This is a genomic window from Rhodoferax sp. (assembly GCF_018063565.1).
Classification (GTDB): Bacteria; Pseudomonadota; Gammaproteobacteria; order Burkholderiales; family Burkholderiaceae_C; genus Rhodoferax.
Window position 1 is genome coordinate 1 of record NZ_JAGPBB010000054.1, and the last position, 20,613, is coordinate 20,613.

Consider the following 20,613-nt stretch of genomic DNA (forward strand, 5'->3'; position numbering starts at 1 on the left):
TCTTGATTGATGAAGATAGACATGTTCGTACTCCGCCTTACTTGACCGCTGCCACGATTTTTTGGGCCGCTTCGGCCATGGTGTCGGCACTGATGATGGGCAGACCGCTTTCGGCCAGCATCTTCTTGCCGAGTTCTTCGTTGGTGCCTTTCATGCGCACCACCAGCGGCACCGACAGGTTGACCGCTTTGCAGGCCGTGATCACGCCGGTGGCAATGGTGTCGCACTTCATGATGCCACCAAAGATGTTGACCAGAATGGCCTTGACCTTGGGGTTCTTCAGCATGATCTTGAAGGCTTCGGTCACCTTCTCGGGGGTAGCGCCGCCGCCCACGTCCAAAAAGTTTGCGGGCTCAGCGCCGAACAGCTTGATGGTGTCCATGGTCGCCATGGCCAGACCGGCGCCGTTCACCAGGCAGCCGATGTTGCCGTCCAGGCTGATGTAGGCCAGGTCAAACTTGCTGGCTTCCACCTCGGCGGGGTCTTCTTCGTCGAGGTCACGGTAGGCCACGATTTCGGGGTGGCGGTACAGCGCATTGGCGTCAAAGTTGAACTTGGCATCCAGCGCAATCACATTGCCTTTGCTGTCGCGATTCAGCGGGTTGATCTCGACCAGCGAGGCATCGGTTTCCATGTAGCACTTGTATAGCTTCTGGAAGATGTCGGCGGCTTGCGCCATGGACTCTGCCGGCATGCCGATGCCCGAAGCGATCTTGCGCGCCTGTTCATCACCCAGACCGGTCAGCGGGTCAATGAACTCGGTGATGATCTTCTCCGGCGTGTCATGCGCCACCGTCTCAATATCCATGCCGCCTTCGCTCGACGCGATAAAGGCCACTTTTTGAGTGGCGCGGTCGGTGACGACCGAGACGTAGTACTCTTTCTGGATGTCGGCACCGTCTTCAATGTAGAGGCGGCGCACTTTCTGGCCTTCAGGGCCGGTCTGGTGGGTTTTGAGCTGCATCCCCAGAATCTCGCCGGCCAGGCGTTTGACATCGTCAATCGACTTGGCCACTTTGACGCCGCCGCCCTTGCCGCGACCGCCAGCGTGGATCTGTGCCTTGACCACCCACACCGGGCCGCCGAGTTTTTGGGCGGCTTCCACCGCCTCTTGAACGGTGAATGCTGCAATGCCGCGGGGCACTGGCACACCAAATTGCCGCAAGATGTCCTTGCCTTGGTACTCGTGAATCTTCATGAGGTCTCTTTAGGAATGGAGGGTTGGATGTCCGCTGGAGCCTGCTTTTGGCGGCAGGTTCGCTCGCGCCTTGAGAAGCGTCAAGGACTGTATCATGTTGCGTTGCATCAATCTTTAGTCAGCCTTACAAGCCGATCTGTTCCAGCGTTTGGAGTTCACCATGCAAAAAATTTTCATCGACGGCGAGGCAGGAACCACCGGTTTGCAGATTCGCGAACGACTGCTGAGCCTGCCTGGCGTCGAATTGCTCAGTATCGATCCGTCGTTGCGCAAGGACGGCGTGGCCAAACGTGCCCTGATGGCGCAGGCCGATCTGGTGGTGCTGTGCCTACATGACGAGGCAGCTATTGAATCAACAGCTGATATCGCAGATATACAAAGGGCTACAGGCCAAAAAGGTCCAAAAATCATTGACGCCTCGACAGCCCACCGCACGGCACCGGGCTGGGTGTATGGCTTTCCTGAACTGTGTGCGGGCCAAGCGGATGCCATTCGAGGGGCGCAGCGCGTCGCCAATCCGGGTTGCTACGCCACGGGCGCCATCGCACTGATTCGCCCGCTGGTCGATGCGGGGTTGCTGCCCAAAGATTTCCCGCTGTGCCTGCCCTCAATCAGTGGCTACTCGGGCGGCGGGCGGCCGATGATCGAAGCCTATGAGCAGGGCCGTGCACCCGCCTACGAGTTGTATGCGCTCGGTCTCAAACACAAGCACATTCCTGAGATCATGGCCTACACAGGTTTGAGCCGACGCCCCTTGTTTGTGCCCTCGGTGGGTAATTTCCGGCAAGGCATGCTGGTGCAGATCCCGCTCCATCTTGACCTGTTGCCCGGACAACCCACGGTCGCAGATTTGCACGCAGCACTGGCGCGCCACTATGCTGGCAGCGACACCGTGGCGGTGCCAGCGGCCAATCCCGACAATAAACTCGACGCCGTCACGCTGGCAGATACCAATTTGATGGAGCTGAGAGTTTTTGGCAACTCCGACCCGGGCGACAACTTCCGCCACGCCGTGCTGGTCGCGCGGCTGGACAACCTGGGAAAGGGCGCCAGTGGCGCGGCGGTGCAGAACCTCAGGTTGATGCTGAACTTGTGAGGTCAGGCGCGTGGGCGCAGCAATCAATGGGGTCGGATTCGCGTAGCGAAGCGAGGACGGCTCTGACCCCATTGATTGCAGGTGAATTGGAACAGCGATTCAGCAGACAGGAAATCATTTGGCTTCATCGTCGGGCAGATTGAGCACCTGACGAATCGTGTCACCGCCGAAACCGCGTGCAGCCAGAAAGCGTGCTTGCTGGGCGCGAGCCTTGGCGTCGGCTGTGGGTGTATCAAATCTCTTCCGCCAAACCTCTCGTGCGCGTGCAAGCTCGGTGTCACGCAATCCGGCCACGGCCTGGCTGATGCTCTGGGCGTCCAGCCCTTTGGCTTGCAGCTCCTGCTTGACGCGCGCGGTGCCCAGTTTGGCGGCACGGCGGTGAATCACCGACTCCAGCACCCGTTGCTCATCGATAAACCCTTTGGCTTGCAGTTCGTCAAGGGTTTGCGTCAGGCTGCCTGCCTGCTCTTCGTGCGCAGACAATTTGCGCTGCAACTCTAGCCTCGAGTACTCGCGGCTGCCCAGCAGCCGCAGCGCGCGGGCTTTGAGCGAAACGGGTGTTGCAGGCATTTCAATTTGCTACCAAAAAAATTGCTGGTAGCGCTTATCAAGACTGGGCTGAGGCCCCTTTTTTGCCTGAAACCTTGGCCGCCACCTCGGGCGTCTCGCCACCTGCGAGTAACGGAATGCCAAGTGACGCGCGCACCTTGTTCTCGATTTCCCGTGACAGATCAGGGTTCTCTTTGAGAAACTCGCGCGCGTTGTCGCGACCTTGGCCAATCTTTTCGCCCTTGTAGGCGTACCAGGCACCGGATTTTTCGAGAATGTTGGCGTTCACACCCATGTCGATGATCTCGCCCTCGCGGCTGATGCCTTGACCAAACATGATGTCGAACTCCGCTGTCTTGAACGGTGGCGACACCTTGTTCTTCACCACCTTGACCTTGGTTTCGTTGCCAATCGATTCTTCGCCCTTCTTGATGGTGCCGGTGCGCCGGATGTCCAGGCGTACGCTGGCATAGAACTTGAGCGCGTTGCCGCCGGTGGTGGTCTCAGGTGAGCCAAACATCACGCCGATCTTCATGCGGATCTGGTTGATGAAGATGACCATGCAATTGGTCTTTTTGATGTGGGCGGTGAGTTTGCGCAGCGCCTGGCTCATCAGTCGCGCTTGCAGACCGGGCAGGCTGTCGCCCATTTCGCCTTCCAGCTCGGCCTTCGGCGTGAGCGCTGCCACCGAGTCCACCACGATTAGATCGACCGCACCGGAGCGCACCAGACTGTCGACAATTTCCAGCGCCTGCTCACCCGTATCGGGCTGGCTGATCAGCAGGTCTTGCAGGTTCACGCCCAGGTTTTGGGCGTATTGAATGTCCAGCGCGTGTTCGGCATCGACGAACGCACACTGACCACCGGTCTTCTGCATCTCGGCAATCACCTGCAAGGTGAGTGTGGTCTTGCCCGACGACTCCGGGCCATAAATTTCAACCACCCGGCCACGCGGCAAGCCACCGACGCCAAGTGCAATATCCAGCCCCAGCGAGCCGGTCGACACCACTTGGATATCTTCAATGACTTCGCCTTCACCCAAGCGCATGATGGTGCCTTTGCCAAACTGTTTTTCAATCTGTGCCAGGGCCACCTGCAGGGCTTTGGCTTTTTCGGCATTGACCGGGGTGGGGGCTTTGACGGGTGCGTCCATGAGGTTTCTCCTGAAAGTGTGGGTACATGTGTCTGGCTGGCAGCTTGTCCATCCTCTGGGTTTAACAACAGGCTGGATGCTTGAACAGTAGTTTAGAGCAAACTCATAACTTGAAACACGAATTTATAGTCAATTTAATTTACTATTCTGGTATGAACGATGGATCTCCGAGGGCCGTGTCAGAACTCAGCGCAGTTGAGGGTCGGCGCACGGTTCATCTGGGTCGCTGGCTGGCGCTGGCGTCGCAGCGATTCGATTCACGCGTGTTGGCGAGGATGGCGGGCAACGAGCAATTGCCCCTGGCGCTGGGGAATCTGGCGGCACGGGGTCGGCTGACGGCGTCCCATATCCACATCACCCGGCACCTCACACCTGCTGGTTTGCGCTTGGGTGAGCTGGCGGCAATGGCCGGTGTCAGCAAGCAGGCGATGGGCAAACTGGTCGATCAGTGTGCTGCCTGGAACCTGGTGGAGCGCCGACCCGACCTGCGTGATGCGCGAGCACGTCAGGTGATGTTTACCCCGACCGGCCTGGTCTGGCTGGCTGCCTACGAAGAGGCGGTGCACCAGACCGAGGCTGAATTGCAGGCAGAACTGGGCAAAGACGTGGCCACCGTGCTGACCATCGGGCTGGAAGCCTACGCCGCATAAAATCCGCCTGCTCCCACTCACCGGTCCATTACAAGGAAACGCCATGCGAATTTTGATTGCCGAGGATGATCAGGTACTTGCCGACGGTTTGCTGCGCAGTCTGCGCAGCTCGGGGGCCGCGGTTGATCATGTTGCCAGCGGCACCGAAGCCGATGCAGCGCTGATGACCAATACCGAGTTTGACCTGCTGATCCTGGACCTGGGTCTGCCCAAGATGCATGGACTGGAGGTGCTGAAAAAGCTGCGGGCGCGCGGTTCCTCACTGCCGGTGCTGATCCTTACCGCAGCCGACAGCGTGGAGGAACGTGTCAAGGGGTTGGACTACGGCGCTGATGACTACATGGCCAAACCTTTCAGCTTGCAGGAGCTCGAAGCACGGGTGCGGGCGCTGAGCCGCCGTGGCATGGGGGCTGCCAGCAGCACCATCAAGCACGGTCCCTTGATTTATGACCAGGGTGGACGTGTTGCCACCATTGACGGTGTGATGGTGGAACTCTCGGCGCGCGAGTTGGGCCTACTCGAAGTTCTGCTGCAACGTGCGGGCCGTCTGGTCAGTAAGGACCAGCTGGTGGAGCGCCTGTGTGAGTGGGGCGAAGAGGTGAGCAACAACGCCATTGAGGTCTATATTCATCGCCTGCGCAAGAAGATCGAAAAAGGCCCGATCCGTATCGCCACCGTGCGTGGCCTGGGTTACTGTCTGGAAAAAATCCCCGGGTGAACATTTTCCACCGCGAACAGCGCTCGCTGTTTGGCGAAATTCTGGACTGGATGCTCACGCCACTGCTGCTGCTGTGGCCGGTGAGTCTGGTGCTGACCTGGCTGGTGGCCCAGGGCATTGCGGGCAAGCCGTTTGACCGGGCGCTGGAATACAACGCACGGGCCATGGCACAGCTCATCACCATCAAGCGCGGGCAGGCCGAGTTTGTGCTGCCACGTCCGGCACGCGAGTTGTTGCGCGCCGATGATTCCGACACCGTGTACTACCAGGTGTTGGGGCCAGGCGGCCAGTTTCTCAGCGGCGAGCGCGCATTGCCGGCACCGCCAGAGCTTGAGAAACTGCCACCAGACGAGGTGCGGATTCGGGACGAGGTGGTCAAGGGTTTCGACGTCAAGGTTGCCTACCTTTGGGTGGAATTGCCCATCGCAGAGGGCAAACCGGCATTGGTGCAGGTGGCCGAAACGCTGGAAAAGCGCTCGGTCCTGGCCACCGAAATTGTCAAGGGCGTGATGTTGCCGCAGTTCATCATCCTGCCACTGGCCGTGCTGCTGGTGTGGTTGGCGCTGGTGCAGGCGATCAAACCGCTCAATCAGCTCGAAGAGCGCATCCGTGCCCGCAAGCCTGACGACCTGAGCCCGATTGACGCACAGGCGGTGCCGCTCGAAGTGACGCCGCTGGTGGAGTCGGTGAACGATTTGTTGCTGCGCCTGACGGACTCCATCGCCACGCAGAAGCGGTTTTTGGCCGACGCCGCACATCAGCTCAAGACGCCGTTGGCCGGTCTGCGCATGCAGGCCGATCTGGCGCAGCGAGAAGGCGCCAGCGCGGAGGACCTCAAACAGTCGCTGCGCCAGATCGGCCGCTCCAGCATCCGGGCGACTCACAGCGTCAACCAGTTGCTGGCCTTGGCGCGCGCCGAAAGCAGCGGCTCGGCCATGCCACGCACCCGTTGTGATCTGGCCGAATTGTGTATGTCGGTGGTGCGTGACTGTGTGCCCTTTGCCCTTGAAAAACACATTGATCTGGGCTACGAGGGCACACAGGCGGGTAACCCGGGCTGTGTCATCCTGGCCAATGCGACGCTGATCAAGGAGATGGTGCGTAACCTGGTGGACAACGCTATCAACTACACCCCGTCCAGTCGCGACAAGCCGGGGGTGATCACGGCGCGAGTGCTCACCGACCCTTTTGGCCGCACCTTGGTGTTGCAAGTGGAAGACTCCGGGCCGGGTGTGCCAATGGCAGAGCGTGAACTCATTTTCCAGCCCTTCTACCGCGCGCTGGGCACCGAGGCTGATGGCTCGGGGCTGGGCTTGCCCATTGTGCTGGAGATCGCGCACCAGCACCACGCCACCGTCAGTCTGGAAGACTGCCGCCCCGGGCAAACCCCGCCGGGGGCGCGTTTCATGGTGCGTTTTGCCGCCAACCCGGACGAAGAACCGGTGGCCTGAGGCCGGGAGCCGTTGGCGGCTGATGCGGTCTCAGGGCTGCGTGCCGGGGGTGTTCGGGCACACGTCAAGGGTCTTGTCGGCCAGGGCCGCTTGTATCGGTGGCAGCAATTCCTTCAAAGCCGCATCGACCGCAGGCAAACGTAACAGGTAGCTGGCGCTGGGCAGCACATCCTCAATGATGCGGGCGGTACGCACCCCCAAGGGTTTGAGTTCTTCGAGCGCCGACTGCGCCGCTTCGGCCGTCGGGTAGGTTCCCAGCGACACCCCGGGTGCCAATGCGGCGTTGCCCAGCGGGTACATTTTGACGCCAAGCGCTGTCAACTGGGCACGCTTTTTGGCCACATCTGCGGCAGACTCAAACTTGCCCATGTAAATCAGCCAGCGCTGCGAGCCCGGTGTAGCGTTCAGGCTCCAGCTTGTCTGCGGCAAGCTCGCTTGTAACAGCACACGCAGTGCCTGTGCCTCACGCGCATTCAGGGCCGGGCTTTGCAGGCATCGGGTGTCTGGGGCAACGGAGGGGTTGCTGGTACCGGGTGCTGCGACGACAACGGTGGTTTCATTGACCCATGTTAGTGCCTGTGGATTGATCTGCTGCGCCAGGCGTTGCGGCTCGGTCTGTGATGCCGGCCCCCAACCCATGCTCAGCAGCCAGCCGTTTCCCCATGCGAAATACAAGGTGTTCAGCAGCAGCAACAGCAGGATGCTCAGGCGTAACATGCAGCTCCTCTCTTTAAACTGCGGCCGCCGCCGGCCCGCTCAGTGGGCGCAGACTGACTTCGGCACTGATCACCTTTTGTAGTCCCTGCGCAGTTTGTAACAACAGGGCACCGCTGGTATCCACGCCAAGTGCGATGCCTTGACGGCCGTCACTCAGGCTGACGTGGGTCTGCGCCAATGCATCCAGACGGTTGAAGGCTGCCTGTAGCGGCGCAAAACCCTGTGCCTCAAAGGCCAGTATGGACTGTACCAGTGGCAGCGTCATGCGCCGCAATGCCCACGGGGCGGTGGCGTGCGGCCACAGCTCCGCCAGCCCGGCCGGAGCCGTGCTCAAACCTGCCGCATCGGGTGCTTCTATATTGAGACCGACCCCCAGCACCACCCAGCGTTGACCCTTCATGCGACCCGGGTTGACCGTCTCGATCAGGATACCCGCCAGCTTGCGCCCGTGCAGCCACAGGTCGTTGGGCCATTTCAGCCGGATATCCGGGTGCAAACTCTGCGCCAGGCTCAGACCGATGGCCAGCGACAAGCCCGACCAGTCTTTCGGCGCCAGCGGCATGGCCAGTGAAAACGTCAGGTTGGGGCGGCCGTGCCGCACCTGGCTGATCCAGGGACGTCCCATCCGGCCGTGTCCGGCAGTTTGTTGCTCGGCCACCAGTAAAGTTGGCTGAGGCGGTCCGGCCTGCACGCGGCGCAACAGTGTCTCGTTGGTGGAGTCGATGGTGGGTACCCATTCGACGCTGATGTCAGGTAACAGGGGCACCAGCGCTTGCCAGATATCCTCAAGCGGCCACGCTGTCGCGACGGTCTGCATGGCGGGGGCGGGGGGCACCATTCAGCTGCGCGCCTGGCTGGGGTCTGGCACTGCGCGGCGTTTGGGTTTGGGAGCCAGCAGGGTGCCGCGGCAGTTGCCGGCGCCGCACCAGCACGGGTATTGCGCTTTCAGCTTGGCAGTGTATCGCTGCTCAATGATCAGGCCGTAGTCGTAATGCAATTCTTCACCGGCAGCAATGTCGCGCAGTGCCTTGATGAAAATGCGCCCGCCTTGTTCTTCGGCTTCACAATTGCCGTCACACGAGTGGTTGATCCAGCGCGCCGCGTTGCCACCCACGGCCGCGTCGATCACACGGCGGGAATCCACATGGAAAAAAAAGGTGTGTTGCGGGTCAGCCGGGTTATGCGGATGGCGTGCCTGCGCCTGCTCCCAGGTAATGATTTCGCCCAGGTATTCCAGGATCACATCTCCGGCCGCCAGATCCATCACGGCGTACACCCCCCTGCCATGAATACCCGAGCGGCGGACCTGGATGCGACGCCGGGTTTTGCGGGCAGAACTGAGTGGTTTTTTCGACACGGTATAAAAATTTGGTATCGTGAACTCGTATGGGTGCGCGTGTGCGCCCGCGAGAAAACGGGATTGTAGTCAGATGAAAACACTGGTCATTGCAGAAAAACCTTCGGTTGCGCAGGACATCGTGCGTGCTCTCACGCCGCAGTCGGGCAAGTTCGACAAGCACGATGAGTACTTTGAGAACGAGGCCTATGTGGTCTCCAGTGCGGTAGGGCACCTGTTGGAAATACAGGCCCCTGAGGCGTATGACGTCAAACGTGGCAAGTGGAGTTTTGCCCACTTGCCGGTGATTCCCCCCCACTTTGAACTCAAGCCGGTGGACAAGACCAAAACCCGGCTCAACGCGGTGGTCAAGCTGGCCAAACGCAAGGATATCGACCAACTGGTGAACGCCTGCGACGCCGGACGCGAGGGGGAGTTGATCTTTCGCCTGATCGAGCAGTACGCTGGTGGCGCCAGGCCACTTGGCAAACCGGTGAGTCGTTTGTGGCTGCAGTCGATGACGCCGCAAGCCATTCGCGACGGCTTTGCCAGCTTGCGCAGCAATGCCCAGATGCAGCCGCTGGCCGACGCAGCGCGCTGCCGTTCCGAGGCCGACTGGCTGGTGGGTATCAATGGCACCCGCGCCATGACCGCGTTCAACTCGCGCGACGGTGGCTTCTTCCTGACCACGGTGGGGCGGGTGCAAACCCCGACCTTGAGCGTGGTGGTGGAGCGCGAAGAAAAAATCCGTGCTTTTGTGTCGCGCAATTACTGGGAGATTCACGCCAGTTTTGGCGCCCAGGCGGGTGACTACCCGGGGAAATGGTTTGACCCGGACTGGAAAAAGGCCAGTGCCAACGCCGCTGCAGGCAATGCCGAGCCTGACCCCGAACTCAAGGCCGACCGGCTCTGGACGCTGGACCAGGCGCACGCCATTGCCGAGGCGGTGCGGGGCAAGACCGCGGCTGTCAGCGAAGAAAGCAAGCCGACCAGCCAGGTCAGCCCGCTGCTGTTTGACCTGACCAGTCTGCAACGCGAAGCCAATGGCAAGTTTGGTTTTTCCGCCAAAACCACTTTGGCGCTGGCGCAGAGTCTTTACGAGCGGCACAAGGCGCTGACTTACCCAAGAACTGATTCGCGTGCGCTGCCCGAGGACTACCTGCCGGTGGTCAAAAAAACTTTCGAGATGCTGGCGGCCAGCGATCTGCGCCACCTGGCACCCCATGCCCACACCGCGCTCGACAAAGCCTACATCAGCCACACCCGGCGTGTGTTTGACAACAGCAAAGTGAGTGACCACTTTGCCATCATTCCGACGCTGCAGGCGCCCAGTGCGCTTTCGGATGCAGAGCAAAAGCTGTATGACCTGGTGGTCAGGCGATTCATGGCGGTGTTTTATCCGGCGGCTGAATACCAGGTCACGACACGGGTGTCGGCAGTGGCCTGCCTCGGTGCCACCCACCATTTCAAGACCGAAGGCAAGGTGCTGGTCAAACCTGGCTGGCTGGCCATCTACGGCAAAGAGGCGGCTGCCGAGGTGCCCGATGCCAAAGATGGGGACAAAGGGCAGAGTTTGGTGCCGGTTCAGGCTGGTGAAAAGGTGTTGACCCAGGACGCCGAGGCCAGAGGTCTGTGCACCCGCCCACCGGCGCGTTACTCCGAAGCCACGCTGCTCGGAGCGATGGAGGGCGCGGGCAAACTCATCGACGACGATGAACTGCGCGAAGCCATGCAGGAGAAGGGCCTGGGCACCCCCGCCACCCGCGCCAGCATCATCGAAGGCCTGATTTCAGAGGCCTATATGCTGCGCGAAGGGCGCGAGCTGATCCCCACCGCCAAGGCCTTTCAGCTGATGACGCTGTTGCGCGGGCTGGATGTGGAAGAGCTCTCCAAAGCCGAACTCACCGGCGAATGGGAGTACAAGCTTAACCAGATGGAGCACGGCAAACTCAGCCGTGCCCAGTTCATGGCAGAAATCGCCGCCATGACCGAGCGCATTGTCAAAAAGGCCAAAGAGTACGACCGCGACACCGTGCCCGGCAACTATGCCACCTTGCACACCCCCTGCCCCAAGTGTGGCGGCGTGGTGAAAGAAAACTACCGCCGTTACGCCTGTACCGGCGCCGATGGTCAGAGTGAGGGGTGCGGATTCTCGTTTGGCAAGACACCGGCCGGACGCACCTTTGAACTGGCCGAGGTGGAGCAGTTTCTGCGTGAACGCAAGATTGGACCGCTGGAGGGTTTTCGCTCCAAGGCGGGCTGGCCGTTTACCGCCGAGATGGCCATCAAATTTGACGAAGAGACGCAGAACTTCAAGCTGGAGTTTGATTTTGGGGATGACAAGAAAGGCGAGGATTCGGGCGAACTGGTGGACTTCGGCGGGCAGACCGCGCTGGGTGCTTGTCCCAAATGCGGCGCCCGGGTTTTTGAGCACGGCAAAAACTATGTGTGCGAGAAGTCGGTACCCAGCCTGGCTCAGGCCACCGCTAGCTGCGATTTCAAGAGCGGCCAGATCATTTTGCAACAGCCCATTGAGCGCGGGCAGATGCAAAAGCTGCTGGCCGGCGGCAAGACTGACCTGCTGGACAAATTTGTTTCCATGCGCACACGACGTCCGTTCAAGGCCATGCTGGCTTGGGATGCCCAGGCCGGTAAAGTCAACTTTGAGTTCGCCCCCAGCAAGTTCCCACCGCGCAAAACGGCGGCGGCGCCTCTGACTCGCGCCACGATTGCTTCTAAAGTAAAAGCAATCAATCAAGGTGGGACAAGTGCTACTGGCCAAAAAACATCAAAAGTTTCGACCACAGCCGTGAAAAAACTGGCAACCAAGGCGGTGCGAAAACCCCCGTCCGCAGGCCGTGGTGCCACCCCCAGCGCGGCGCTGGCAGCGGTGATTGGCGCCGAGCCGATTGCGCGCCCGCAGGTGATCAAGAAGCTGTGGGATTACATCAAGGCGCGTCAGCTGCAGGATGCCAAGGACAAACGAGCCATCAACGCCGACGCTGCCCTGTTGCCGGTGTTTGGCAAACCGCAGATCAGCATGTTTGAGCTGACCGGGATTGTGGGCAAACACCTGGGCAACTGATCCACGGCACCCGGGTGGTGCCCGGCCCTGGCATGGATAATCACGCCCCATGCAGATTTCCTTTACCAAAATGCAAGGCGCAGGCAACGACTTTGTGGTGCTGGACGAGACGGCCGGTCCGTTGGGCCTGCGCGCCGAACACTACCGCTGGTTGGCCGATCGGCACTTTGGCGTGGGTGCAGACCAGATTCTCACGGTACGCGCTGCCAACCGTCCGGGGATCGACTTCTCATACGTGATCCACAACGCCGATGGCAACGAGGTGGAGCATTGTGGCAACGGGGCACGCTGTTTTCTCGCTTTTGTGCAGCAAAAGGGGCTGACTGACAAAGACGTGGTCACCGTGCAAACCATGAATCGTGTGCTGCAATTGCAAAAGCAGGTGGACGGGCGCGTCACGGTCGACATGCAGGCGCCGGATTTTGAACCGGCGCATCTGCCGTTTGCTGACAAGGGCCTGCGGGCCATCCCCCGGGGTTTGTGGCAAATGTGGCCACTACCGATTGCTCATCACAACAGGGGTGCGATCGCTGAAGTGGCCATTGTGTCGATGGGCAACCCCCACGCCGTCTCCGTGGTGGATGATGTTGACGCGGTGGAGGTCGCAGTTTTGGGACCTGAGATTCAGGCGCACCCGGCTTTTGTCCAGGGTGTCAATGTGGGTTTTATGCAAATTCAGCATCGCTCCCGGGTGCGGCTGCGGGTGTATGAACGCGGAGCCGGCGAGACGCTGGCCTGTGGCACGGGTGCCTGTGCGGCTGTGGTTGCCGGGATTCGCCTGGGCTGGCTCGATGCGCGGGTGGACGTGCAAACGCGTGGCGGCCTGCTGACCATCGACTGGCAAGGCGGCGACAGCCCGGTATTGCTGACTGGCCCGGCCACCACCGTGTTTGAAGGGCGAGTTTGCTTGCCCGCGCCCTAACTTGCCCTGCTGTCCCCAACCAACCACTCACTCGTGTCCACCATGCCCCACTCCCTGACCCCCTCGAGCGCCATCGGCAGCCCGATCACCGAAGAAGACATTGCCAACTATCTGGCCAATACGCCTGAGTTTTTTGAGCGCCACGCCGAGCTGCTGGCGGCTGTGCACCTAAGCAGCCCCCACAGCCAGCGCACGGTCAGTCTGCAGGAACGTCAGGCCGCGCTGTTGCGCGACAAGATCCGGATGCTGGAGCAGCGCATCATGGACATGATCCGCAATGTCAACGAGAACATGGTGTTGTCCGACAAACTGCTGCTGTGGGCGCGCTCGCTGCTGCTCAATGCCGATGTGCTGGCCTTGCCCCAGCTCATTGCCGACGAGATTGCCGACCAGTTCTCGGTGCCGCAAGTCGGCATCAAGGTCTGGGGTGTGGCATCCCGGTACGCCTGTGAACCGTTTGCGCTGGGGGTCAGCGACGACGCCAAGTCTTTCGCCACCTCGCTGACCGAGCCGTTTTGTGGTGTCAATACCGGCCTGGAGGCCATCAGTTGGCTGCCAGAGCCACAGGCCGCCACCTCGCTGGCCATTTTGCCGCTGCGCCCGGTTTTGCTGGGTGCGCCGGCCACGGCGGGCGTGGTGCCGGCGTTTGGCTTGCTGGTACTGGCCTCCCCCGATGCGCAGCGCTTTACCAGCACCATGGGTACCGACTTTCTGGCGCGCATTGCCGAGCTGGCCAGCGCCGCACTCTCCCCATTGCGCTGATGCCAGAGCTGCTGATCCAGCGCTATCTGGACCATGTGCGTTTTGAAAAGCGCCTGGCCGACCGTACGCTGACCCTTTACGCGCTCGACTTGCAAAGGCTTTCGCAGCACGCCGCCGTGCTGGGTCTGGCGCTTGAGCAGGTGCAAAGCAGCCACATCCGCCGCTGGGTGGCGCAAATGCACAGCAGCGGACGCAGTGGACGTGGCATTGCGCTGATCCTGTCGGGCTGGCGCGGTTTCTACAACTGGCTCGGCCGCGAAGGGGGGGTGGCCAGCAATCCGGTGCAGGACGTGCGTGCGCCGAAAGCCGCCAAGCCGCTGCCCAAGGCGCTGATGGTCGATGACGCCGTGCACCTGGCCGAGTTCCATTCGCCGCAGGCCGACCCCTGGCTGGAGGCGCGTGACGCCGCCATGGTCGAGCTGCTCTACGGTGCCGGGCTGCGCCTGGGGGAGCTTACCGGGCTGGACGTGCTGGCCAGTGCCGGTGCCCGTGGTTGGGTCGACCTGCAGGCCAGTGAGGCGCATGTGCTGGGCAAGGGCAGCAAGCGCCGCATCGTGCCAGTGGGTGCCAAGGCGGTGCAGGCCTTGCAATGCTGGCTGGCGCTGCGCGATCAAGTGTTGCCCGGTCCGGCGCGGGCCGGTGTGGCGGCTCAATCCGCGTTGTTTATCGGCCAGCGCGGCACCCGCCTGTCGCCACAGTCGATCTGGCAGCGCCTGCGCCAGCGCAGTCTGCAAGCCGGCATGGCGACTCCGGTGCATCCGCATATGTTGCGCCACTCGTTTGCCAGCCATGTGCTGCAGTCCAGCAGTGACCTGCGTGGTGTGCAGGAACTGCTGGGGCACGCCAACATCAGCACCACCCAGATTTACACCCGGCTCGATTTTGCCCACCTGGCAAAAGCCTATGATGCAGCGCATCCACGCGCCCATCTCAAGCCGGGTGGTTCAAAATAGCCGTTTTATTTATTTCTTTCAACAGGTGATGTATGCAAAGGCAAATCAGTGTGGTGTTGGACAGGGGCCAGGAGTTCTCTTTTCATGTGCCCGAAGGCGTGGCGCTGGCGCACGATGCCGCGCGGGCCTGGCTCGACCAGCAGTTTTTGGCGCTTGACTGCGAGCCGTTGCGCGCCAGTGGCAAAGTTCTGACGGCCGACAAGATTCTGGTGGTGACCCAAGCCGCGGGTGCCACCCTGTTTGCCGATGCGAAATGGTCCGCTGACTATGTGGCTGCGGTCAGTGCAGCCTTGGGCAAACCGATGATCCGGGTGGATGTGCCGTCGATGGCCATCACCTATTGATGCGGCTTCACGCCAGTGACCGGCGGCGGCCCTGCCTGCGGCGTGGCCCATGAAAACGATCCGCCTAAAACCCGGCAAAGAGCGCTCGCTGCTGCGCGCGCACCCCTGGATTTTTGAATCGGCCATTGCACGCGGGGGTGGTGATGCCGGGGAGACAGTGCGGGTGGAATCGGCTGACGGGCAGTTTCTGGCTTGGGCAGCGTTCAGCCCGCAGTCGAAAATCCGCGCCCGGGTCTGGAGTTTTGTCGAAACTCAACGCATTGATAACTCTTTTTTTATAGCTGCGATCCTTACATCAGTATGCGCTAGAGCCAGATTTGATATCAAAAGTGACGGTGTGCGACTGGTTCATGGTGAATCGGACGGTTTGCCGGGGCTGATCGTGGACCGCTATGGCGACACCCTGGTGGCGCAGTTCGGCGCAGCAGGCGTGGAGCGCTGGAAGGACGTGATCGCCGACGCTCTGTTGGCGGCCACCGGCCTGAGCCGGCTCTACGAGCGCAGCGACGCCAGTAGTCGTGCGCTGGAGGGCTTGGGTGAATCATGTGGCTGGTTGCGCGGCACCGGTGCGCTGGACCTGCTGCTGCGAGAACATGACTGGCAATTGGCGCTGAATATTGCGCAAGGCCACAAGACCGGCTTTTATCTGGACCAGCGCGACAATCGCAGGCGTTTTGCTGACGACGCCCGGCGTTTGCAGTTTGGCCAGGTGCTCAATTGCTACTGTTACACCGGTGGTTTTAGCGTGGCGGCGCTGGCCGGAGGCGCTGCGCACGTGATTTCGATCGACTCGTCTGGCCCGGCACTGGAGCAAGCCGCCGCCAATGTGGCGTTCAACGGATTTGCGCCGGAGCGGGTGAGCTGGATGGATGCCGATGTCAACGCCTCGCTGCGCCAGTTTGTCCAGCAGGGGCGCAGTTTCGACGCCATTGTGCTCGATCCGCCCAAGCTAGCACCCACCGTGGCCCATGCCGATCGGGCCGCACGGGCCTATAAAGACATCAACCGACTGGCCTTCAAGCTGCTGGCACCTGGGGGAATGTTGTATACCTACAGTTGCTCGGGCGGCATCAGCGCAGACCTGTTTCACAAGATTGTGGCGTCTGCCGGGTGTGATGCCGGTGTGGACGGCTTCATTGTGGACCGATTGGGCGCTGCGCCCGACCATCCGATGACCATCCGTTTCCCGGAAGGTGAGTACCTCAAGGGGCTTGTGGTGATGCGCAAATAGACGCTGGGTGCTTCGTCGTTACACTCGCTGCCTTTCAAGTTGGTACCCTCCATGAGTCTGATCCCCGCCACCATCCTGACCGGTTTCCTCGGCTCCGGCAAAACCACACTGCTTAAACGTGTGTTGTCCGAGGCGCATGGGCAAAAGATTGCCATCATCGAGAACGAGTTTGGTGAGGAAAACATCGACAACGACATTCTGGTGACCGACTCCAAGGAGCAGATCATCCAGATGAGCAACGGCTGTATTTGTTGCACCATCCGCGAAGACCTGCGCGAGGCGCTGCAACTGCTGGCGTCGCAAAAGCGTCAGGGACTGCTGGACTTTGACCGGGTGGTGATCGAGACCACCGGGGTGGCAGACCCCGGGCCGGTGGCGCAGACCTTTTTTATGGACGATGAGATTGCCGAGAGTTACCTGCTCGACTCGATATTGACCTTGGTCGACGCCAAGCACGCCAACCAGCAATTGGATGATCGCCAGGAGGCGCGCCGCCAGGTCGGCTTTGCCGATCAGATTTTTATCAGCAAGACTGACCTGGTGACGGCGTCAGAGACCGCTGATCTGATGCACCGCCTGACCCATATGAATCCGCGCGCACCACAAAAAGCGGTGCATTTTGGCGAGGTGGCGCTGAGCGAGGTGTTTGACCTGCGTGGCTTCAATCTCAACACCAAGCTCGACATTGACCCTGACTTTCTGAAGGAAGACCAGCACGAGCATGAGCACCACGGGCATGACCATGCGCCAGGCGAGGCCTGCAACCACCCCTCGCATTCGCAGGGTCATCATCACGTGCATGACGACGATGTGAAGAGTTTTGTGTTCCGCTCCGAGCGCGCGTTTGATCCTGCCAAGCTGGAAGATTTTTTGGGTGCTGTGGTCAACGTCTATGGACCGCGCATGTTGCGCTACAAAGGCGTTCTTTATATGCAGGGGACCGAGCGCAAGGTGATCTTCCAGGGCGTGCACCAGCTCATGGGCAGTGATCTGGGGCCAGCTTGGGGCGCGGATGAAAAGCGCATGAGCAAGATGGTGTTCATCGGGATTGACCTGCCGCAGGATATTTTTCTGCAAGGCATGGAGAAAAGCCTGGTGTAAACCCGGCAGCAGCCCAATCACAGCACCATGTTTGTCGCGCTTTTGCAAATGATGGGTTTTTCGGTGACCAAGCCTGTACACTCGCGCGCCGAAGAAAACGCCACCACCATGGCACCACCCGCAGCGGCCGGGCCTCTGCCCTTGACCGTCAACAAAACCACAAAAGTTCAGGTAAAACCTGCCAGGAGACCTACAGTGAAAGCGCAAACCGCCAAACGCGATGCACCTGCTGAGAAGCCGGCCGGAGCTGCCCTGCCCGAAAAAACCAGCAAGGTGGCCAAGACCGCTGTCAAACCGGTGGATAAGCCCGCTGCCAAGCCTGTTGCCAAGTTGGCCGAGGCCGTTGAGGCTGCCAAACCTGTTCCCAAAACCAAAACCAAATCTGAAGTTGTGACCAAAAAACCTCCCGTAGATCCGGTCGTCCCTGCGACCAAGCCAGTCGCCACGCCGGCGGCGTCGAAACCGGCGGCTGTACCCCAACTGACCCCGTTGGGAGTACCGGTGCGCTCTGGCCGACCGTCCTCGCGCCTAGCGCAGTTGACGGTGCCATCGATGGCGCAGTCGGTGGCCTCGACGGCCGCGAAAGCCAGCTTTACCCAAATGACCAGTGTGCAGCCGATTGCGCCCGCCCTGGCCTCGGCCGTCAAAAAAGACCCGGCGCTGGCCAACAACTGGAAAACCAAGCCGGTCACCGAGTTGTCGGACGCTGAAGTGATTGCCATGCCGGACAGCGTTTACATGAACGACACCCAGATGGCGTTTTTCCGCGCGAAACTGGTCACGCTGAAGAATGACATTCTCAATAGCGCCGGGGAGACCACTGAGCACCTGCGAGAAGACACCGTGGTGGTGCCGGACCCAGCGGACCGGGCGACCATTGAGGAAGAACATGCGCTGGAGCTCAGAACCCGCGACCGCGAGCGCAAATTACTCAAAAAGATCGAGCAGTCGATCAACCGCATCGATGCTGGTGACTATGGTTACTGCGATGAAACCGGCGAGCCCATTGGTGTCGGACGCCTGCTGGCGCGCCCGACGGCGACGCTGTCGCTGGAGGCACAGCAACGCCGTGAACTCAAGCAGAAAATGTTTGGCGATTGAACCGCGCGTGAGCAGCGCCGTGCATTTGTGGAGTTGCCGTGTCAGTCTCATCCGATCGTGGCTCGGGTTTGCACTCCAAGGTGGCCCAGCGGGTGGGCTTGTCGCCGGTAGACGAGGTGGATAACAAACCGGTCGCTGCGCATCAGCCGGAAGGTGCCAAGCTGGCCCTCAAGCAGATGATCGAGCGCAAGCAGTACAACGATGCGGTGCGGCGGCGCGAATTTGACAAGCTGCGCCGTTTGCGGCTCAACCCCTTGCCGGCCGCGGGGGGCGCGACCGTGCCCTTGTCGGATTTCCAGGACAGCTGGGGGTACTCGGTCTTTGAGGAGCGTGCCAATACCCTCAAAAAGATCGACGAAATTGAAGCGCAGATGTCCAAGCAATGGTGGCGATCGCGCGACGGGTCTGTGGCGCCCGATCAAGTCGCATCATCCCCGCACACACTGGACAGCGGGTTTGCCACGACCATGCCTTCCGATATGGCCGACAGCACGCTGGACGTGCCGACCCGACTGGCCGATGGCGCAGAAAGCGCCGTGCCGGATACCCATGTGCCACCGCGGGATGCGCGCGATACCGCCCAGGTGTTGACCGATGCCTTCGCTGTGTCGAGCCTGGAGTTTCCGCTCGACAGCAGCGTCGCGTCCGACCCGGTGCTGGAAGAGGCCGCCATTCGTTTTGCCAATGGTGACGATGGCGGGGCCGAATCGGTGCTGATGGCGGCGTTGCAACAGCGCAATTCAGCGCTGGCGGTGGGTCCTGGCTGGTCGTATGCCTTGCTGGACATTTATTGGGCGACGTCCCAGCAAGCCAGTTTTGAGCGCATTGCCGACGAACTGGCGCATCGGCATGGCATCACGGCGCCGAAGTGGCCAACGCAACGGGCCAGTCCCCCTGTGCCATCTTTGCAATCGGTTCCGGCGGTGCCGGGTGCCGGGCCAAGTCGGGTTGACCGTTGGCAGTGCCCCCCTACACTCGATGCAGCGGCGGTGCTGGGTTTGCAGGCCCGCACAGCGGCGACCGGGGTCTTCTGGCATCTGGACTGGCGTCGACTGGAGTCGATGACACCCCAGGCGGCGCAGGCCCTGGCGGTGCTGATGTCGGGTTGGTGCGAGCAGCCGGTGGAGTTTTCATTGGATGCGGTTGAAACCCTTGAACAGCTCTTGCGTCTGCATACCCCGATGGGTGATGCCCAGGTGCCACAACTTTGGTGGCAGTTGCGGCTGGGCTTGTTGCGTTTGCTGGGTTTGCAGGACGATTTTGAGTTGGTGGCGCTGGATTTTTGCGTCACCTACGAGATATCGCCCCCCTCGTGGCAGCCCGCGCAATGCCAGGTGCTGGCGGTGCCGCCATCAGCAACGCCGCATGAGGTCACCGAAGCAGTCCCCGTAACCGCCGCCACGGGTCACTGCCTGACCCTGTCGGGTGAGGTGCTGGGGGATGTGACGCCACTGTTGCCCAACCCGGCGGGCCTTGGCGGTGTCGGGCAGACGCTGGATCTTTCCTGTGCGGCGCTGCTGCGCGTTGATTTCTCTGCGGGCGGCAGTCTGTTGAACTGGCTGGCCAACGCGCAAGCTGCAGGTGTCCAGATCCGCCTGGTGGATGTGCCGCAATTGCTGGTGGCCTTTTTCAATCTGATTGGCCTTAACGAACATGCCCACATCGTGGTGCGAAACTATTAGGACACACTTTCATGGATCAATACCACGGCACCACCATCATCAGTGTGCGCCGCCAGTCGCCTGACGGGGTGCAGGTTGCCATTGGCGGCGACGGTCAGGTGACGTTGGGCAACATCGTCGTCAAAGGCACGGCGCGCAAGGTGCGCAAGCTCTACCACGGCAAGGTGCTGGCGGGTTTTGCCGGGGCGACGGCCGACGCCTTCACGCTGTTTGAGCGTTTCGAGGCCAAGCTGGAGAAACACCAGGGCCATCTGGTGCGCGCCGCCATCGAACTGACCAAAGACTGGCGTACCGACCGCGTGCTGCGCCGCCTGGAAGCCATGCTGGCGGTGGCCGACGCCAGTGCCTCGTTGATCATTACCGGCAATGGCGACGTGCTGGAGCCCGAAAACGGCATCGTCACCATTGGCTCTGGGGGTGCCTATGCCCAGGCAAGTGCCATCGCGCTGCTCAATCATACGGATTTGTCGGCGCAGGACATTGTCAAGCGTTCGCTCGAGATTGCCGGGGAAATCTGCATTTACACCAATATGAACCACACTGTGGAAGTGCTCTAGGCGAGCA

General features: G+C 61.0%; 20 protein-coding genes. 14 read left to right on the top strand and 6 right to left on the bottom strand.

Going from position 1 to position 20,613, the window contains the following annotated elements; all coding sequences use genetic code 11:
• Window positions 1-37: 37 nt before the first annotated feature.
• Entirely contained in the window at window positions 38-1,198 is a 1,161-nt protein-coding gene (sucC, locus tag KBF66_RS12805) for an ADP-forming succinate--CoA ligase subunit beta (protein ID WP_296657296.1), read from the bottom strand.
• 160 nt (window positions 1,199-1,358) lie between these two features.
• Here sucC and argC point away from each other — a divergent pair, with 160 nt between their 5' ends.
• Window positions 1,359-2,294, top strand: a complete 936-nt coding sequence (gene argC, locus KBF66_RS12810; protein ID WP_296657301.1) for an N-acetyl-gamma-glutamyl-phosphate reductase — start codon at window positions 1,359-1,361, stop codon at window positions 2,292-2,294.
• Between the two features lie 114 nt (window positions 2,295-2,408).
• Here the strand turns inward: argC and recX are convergent, their stop codons facing one another.
• Together recX and recA are read right to left on the bottom strand one after the other, a co-directional pair.
• Window positions 2,409-2,864 carry a recombination regulator RecX gene (gene recX, locus KBF66_RS12815; RefSeq protein WP_296657335.1) on the bottom strand — a complete coding sequence of 152 codons (456 nt, stop codon included), beginning with the start codon at window positions 2,862-2,864 and terminating at the stop codon, window positions 2,409-2,411.
• Between the two features lie 37 nt (window positions 2,865-2,901).
• Window positions 2,902-3,996, bottom strand: coding sequence for a recombinase RecA (recA, locus tag KBF66_RS12820; RefSeq protein WP_296657338.1), 1,095 nt, complete (start codon window positions 3,994-3,996; stop codon window positions 2,902-2,904).
• 176 nt (window positions 3,997-4,172) lie between these two features.
• On the opposite strand from recA, the gene KBF66_RS12825 reads away from it, so the two are divergent.
• The 3 genes from KBF66_RS12825 to KBF66_RS12835 are packed head-to-tail and all read left to right on the top strand — an operon-like array spanning window position 4,173 to window position 6,815.
• Window positions 4,173-4,646 (top strand): helix-turn-helix domain-containing protein, encoded by a 474-nt coding sequence (locus tag KBF66_RS12825; RefSeq protein ID WP_296657342.1) that lies wholly within the window; start codon window positions 4,173-4,175, stop codon window positions 4,644-4,646.
• A 43-nt stretch (window positions 4,647-4,689) separates the two neighbouring features.
• Window positions 4,690-5,364 (top strand): response regulator transcription factor, encoded by a 675-nt coding sequence (locus KBF66_RS12830; RefSeq protein WP_296657345.1) that lies wholly within the window; start codon window positions 4,690-4,692, stop codon window positions 5,362-5,364.
• On the top strand, window positions 5,361-6,815 hold the full coding sequence (locus KBF66_RS12835; RefSeq protein WP_296657347.1) for a sensor histidine kinase: 1,455 nt from the start codon (window positions 5,361-5,363) through the stop codon (window positions 6,813-6,815). Before KBF66_RS12830 ends, KBF66_RS12835 begins: the two co-directional genes overlap by 4 nt.
• A gap of 30 nt (window positions 6,816-6,845) precedes the next feature.
• On the opposite strand, the gene KBF66_RS12840 is transcribed toward KBF66_RS12835, so the two are convergent.
• Genes KBF66_RS12840 through KBF66_RS12850 form a run of 3 tightly spaced genes read right to left on the bottom strand, consistent with a single transcriptional unit; the run spans window position 6,846 to window position 8,889 of the window.
• On the bottom strand, window positions 6,846-7,532 hold the full coding sequence (locus tag KBF66_RS12840) for an SPOR domain-containing protein (RefSeq protein ID WP_296657351.1): 687 nt from the start codon (window positions 7,530-7,532) through the stop codon (window positions 6,846-6,848).
• Between the two features lie 13 nt (window positions 7,533-7,545).
• Entirely contained in the window at window positions 7,546-8,370 is an 825-nt protein-coding gene (locus KBF66_RS12845; RefSeq protein ID WP_296657355.1) for a biotin--[acetyl-CoA-carboxylase] ligase, read from the bottom strand.
• Window positions 8,371-8,889 (bottom strand): SET domain-containing protein-lysine N-methyltransferase, encoded by a 519-nt coding sequence (locus KBF66_RS12850; protein ID WP_296657358.1) that lies wholly within the window; start codon window positions 8,887-8,889, stop codon window positions 8,371-8,373.
• 73 nt (window positions 8,890-8,962) lie between these two features.
• Between KBF66_RS12850 and KBF66_RS12855 the strand changes: the two genes are divergently transcribed.
• The 10 genes from KBF66_RS12855 to hslV all read left to right on the top strand — a co-directional run bounded on the left by KBF66_RS12855 (window position 8,963) and on the right by hslV (window position 20,606).
• On the top strand, window positions 8,963-11,953 hold the full coding sequence (locus tag KBF66_RS12855) for a DNA topoisomerase III (RefSeq protein WP_296657363.1): 2,991 nt from the start codon (window positions 8,963-8,965) through the stop codon (window positions 11,951-11,953).
• Between the two features lie 49 nt (window positions 11,954-12,002).
• Window positions 12,003-12,875: a diaminopimelate epimerase gene (gene dapF, locus KBF66_RS12860; protein WP_296657368.1), complete on the top strand. Its 873-nt coding sequence runs from the start codon at window positions 12,003-12,005 to the stop codon at window positions 12,873-12,875.
• Window positions 12,876-12,917: 42 nt separating this feature from the next.
• A complete protein-coding gene (locus tag KBF66_RS12865; RefSeq protein WP_296657372.1) occupies window positions 12,918-13,637 on the top strand; it encodes a DUF484 family protein in 720 nt (239 codons plus the stop codon).
• A complete protein-coding gene (locus KBF66_RS12870; RefSeq protein WP_296657376.1) occupies window positions 13,637-14,590 on the top strand; it encodes a tyrosine recombinase XerC in 954 nt (317 codons plus the stop codon). Before KBF66_RS12865 ends, KBF66_RS12870 begins: the two co-directional genes overlap by 1 nt.
• Window positions 14,591-14,622: 32 nt before the next feature.
• A complete protein-coding gene (locus tag KBF66_RS12875) occupies window positions 14,623-14,934 on the top strand; it encodes a hypothetical protein (protein ID WP_296657380.1) in 312 nt (103 codons plus the stop codon).
• 49 nt (window positions 14,935-14,983) lie between these two features.
• Window positions 14,984-16,165 (top strand): class I SAM-dependent rRNA methyltransferase, encoded by a 1,182-nt coding sequence (locus tag KBF66_RS12880; protein WP_296657385.1) that lies wholly within the window; start codon window positions 14,984-14,986, stop codon window positions 16,163-16,165.
• A 51-nt stretch (window positions 16,166-16,216) separates the two neighbouring features.
• Window positions 16,217-17,266, top strand: a complete 1,050-nt coding sequence (locus KBF66_RS12885; protein WP_296657389.1) for a GTP-binding protein — start codon at window positions 16,217-16,219, stop codon at window positions 17,264-17,266.
• Window positions 17,267-17,461: 195 nt separating this feature from the next.
• On the top strand, window positions 17,462-18,367 hold the full coding sequence (dksA, locus tag KBF66_RS12890) for an RNA polymerase-binding protein DksA (protein ID WP_296657394.1): 906 nt from the start codon (window positions 17,462-17,464) through the stop codon (window positions 18,365-18,367).
• Between the two features lie 38 nt (window positions 18,368-18,405).
• Window positions 18,406-20,049, top strand: a complete 1,644-nt coding sequence (locus KBF66_RS12895) for an STAS domain-containing protein (protein WP_296657398.1) — start codon at window positions 18,406-18,408, stop codon at window positions 20,047-20,049.
• Between the two features lie 11 nt (window positions 20,050-20,060).
• A complete protein-coding gene (gene hslV / locus KBF66_RS12900) occupies window positions 20,061-20,606 on the top strand; it encodes an ATP-dependent protease subunit HslV (RefSeq protein WP_296657402.1) in 546 nt (181 codons plus the stop codon).
• The last annotated feature ends 7 nt before the right edge of the window (window positions 20,607-20,613 follow it).